The sequence below is a fragment of the Flavobacterium sp. genome, from assembly GCF_043720215.1.
Lineage (GTDB): Bacteria > Bacteroidota > Bacteroidia > Flavobacteriales > Flavobacteriaceae > Flavobacterium.
In genome coordinates this window covers 1-2333 of the sequence record NZ_JAYSSZ010000009.1, presented here as the reverse complement: position 1 = coordinate 2333, position 2333 = coordinate 1, and the positions used below count along the sequence as shown (strand labels likewise).

5 protein-coding genes are annotated in these 2333 nt (G+C 31.5%); all 5 read right to left on the bottom strand.

The annotated features are described in order from the left end of the window. Positions 1 to 50: 50 nt before the first annotated feature. Complete coding sequence (locus ACHZC3_RS00495; protein WP_091472961.1) at positions 51 to 203, bottom strand: DUF4295 domain-containing protein; 153 nt, start codon at positions 201 to 203, stop codon at positions 51 to 53. 8 nt (positions 204 to 211) lie between these two features. Next, complete coding sequence (rpmG, locus tag ACHZC3_RS00490; RefSeq protein WP_394757920.1) at positions 212 to 394, bottom strand: 50S ribosomal protein L33; 183 nt, start codon at positions 392 to 394, stop codon at positions 212 to 214. A gap of 26 nt (positions 395 to 420) precedes the next feature. Continuing rightward, positions 421 to 657, bottom strand: a complete 237-nt coding sequence (rpmB, locus tag ACHZC3_RS00485; protein WP_394757919.1) for a 50S ribosomal protein L28 — start codon at positions 655 to 657, stop codon at positions 421 to 423. 75 nt (positions 658 to 732) lie between these two features. Beyond that, positions 733 to 1983, bottom strand: coding sequence for a CinA family nicotinamide mononucleotide deamidase-related protein (locus ACHZC3_RS00480; RefSeq protein WP_394757918.1), 1251 nt, complete (start codon positions 1981 to 1983; stop codon positions 733 to 735). A 59-nt stretch (positions 1984 to 2042) separates the two neighbouring features. Further along, entirely contained in the window at positions 2043 to 2258 is a 216-nt protein-coding gene (locus ACHZC3_RS00475) for a hypothetical protein (RefSeq protein WP_394757917.1), read from the bottom strand. Positions 2259 to 2333 lie beyond the last annotated feature (75 nt).

Sequence of the window (2333 nt, the reverse complement as noted above, 5' to 3'; positions counted from 1 at the left end):
AAAAAAGCTACTTCCGAAAGAAAGTAGCTTTAGTATATTGTTATGTTAGATTATTTCTTTTTTAAGAATGTATCTACTTCTTCTGGTGTCATAATTGCTTCAACAAAAGTGTATGCTCCAGTTGTTGGAGATTTTACCATTTTGATTGCTTTAGATAATCTCTTAGAAGCTGTTTGTAAAGTTGCTACGGTTTTCTTTGCCATGACTTATATTATTTAATTTCTTTATGAACAGTTACTCTTTTCAATACTGGATTGAATTTTTTGATCTCCAAACGATCTGGAGTGTTCTTTTTGTTTTTAGTTGTAATGTAACGTGAAGTTCCAGCTACGCCAGAAGATTTGTGCTCAGTACATTCTAAAATTACTTGTATTCTATTACCTTTCTTTGCCATCTTGCTATATAGTTTTTAGGACCGGATTATTTAATAAATCCTTCTGTCTGCGCTTTTTTCAAAACTGCAGCAATTCCATTTTTATTAATTGTTTTAATTGTAGAGGCAGCTACTCTTAAAGTAATCCATCTATCTTCTTCAGCAAGGTAAAAACGTTTTTTTAACAAGTTTACAGAGAATTTTCTCTTTGTCTTGTTCATTGCGTGAGAAACGTTATTTCCTACCATCGCTCTTTTACCAGTAAGGTCACAAACTCTTGACATTATAATTATCTTTTATCGTTATTCAAAATTCAGAGTGCAAAAGAACGAAAAATAAATGGTTTTCGCAAATTAATTTTAATAGTTTTTTAAAATTTCTTTATAAATTATTTCTAGTGCTTTATTTACTGCTCTATCAATCACTTTTTCTCGTGGTTGTCCAAAGTTAAATTCTTCCGAGTAAACACCTTTTGGAGTTGCTATTGCGATGAAAACTGTTCCAACTTCTGCATCTGCATCTCCTTTGTTTGGTCCTGCATTTCCTGTTGTTGCAATGGAAAAATCTGTTTTAAATATTTTTTGAGCTTGAATTGCCATTTCTTCAGCAATTTGAGAACTAACCACAGAAAATTTGTCTATTTTTTCTTGAGAAACTCCTAAAAGATTAACTTTTGCTTCCGTTGCGTAACTTACAACACTTCCTTTAAAATAATTTGATGATCCCGAAATTGATGTTATAATTGAAGCTATTTTTCCTCCTGTACAGCTTTCTGCTGTGGAAAAGGTTAGCTTTTTTTTCGCTAAGAGTTTACCTAAAACGACTTCTATTGTTTCATCTTCTTCAAAACCAACAATGCAATCGGAAATAATTAATTTCAACTTTTCTACTTGTATCTTAATTTCATTTTGCAATACCACTTCGTCAGTTCCTCGAGCAGAAATTCGTAAACGAACTCTTCCAGGACTTGGCAAATAGGCTAATTTTATAAATTCTGGTAAATTATCTTCCCAAATTTCTATTCGTTCTGCCAGTAAGCTTTCTCCAACTCCATAAGTTAAAATGGTTTTATGAATAATAAACGGTCGTTCGTATTTTGAAATTAATCTTGGAATCACTTCATTTTCCATCAAATATTTCATCTCGTATGGCACTCCCGGTAATGAAATAAAAACGGTACCTTCCTTTTGTAACCACATCCCAGGCGCTGTTCCTACTTGATTAAAAAGCACTTCGCATTTAGAAGGAACAAGCGCTTGATCCTGATTGAGTTTTGTAATTGGTCGTTTAAAATATTGCTCTATAAGTTGCGTAACGTGGGCTAATACTTTACTATCAATTATTAATTCATCATCAAAATATTCACAGAGTGTTTTCTTGGTAATATCGTCTTTTGTTGGTCCTAAACCACCAGTTATAATAACAACATCTACTTTGTTTTGTAATGACGAAAGCGTTTGTAGAATGTGCTGTTTATCATCAGTTATTGAAAGCATTTCGTGTACGCCAATTCCTATTTTATCTAAAAATTTGGCTATTACGCCCGAATTTGTATCGACAATTTGTCCAATAAGGATTTCGTCGCCAACTGTTACTATGGTTGCTTTCATTTCGAATTTTAGATTTTAAAATTAGATGTTAGATTTAAAAAAATAACTTTTGAAGTAAACTATAAACTAAAATCTTTTTTTATTTCAGCTAGAGCTGAATCTACTCGACTAGATAAGCTTTTATATATTTCTTTAATTTCTTTTTTCTTACCTACATTTTTTGTCCACTGCTCGATTTGCAAAATTTCTTCATAAGCAGCTTCCATTCCCAACAAATCTAATGTAGGTTTTACTTTATGTGCATAACCATATGCATGAGAATGAATTTTTTGCATTAATTCCTACTTTTATTTGTTCCACATCTGATGGGACTTCTTCTATAAATAAATTTATTATTTGAAGTACAAAAT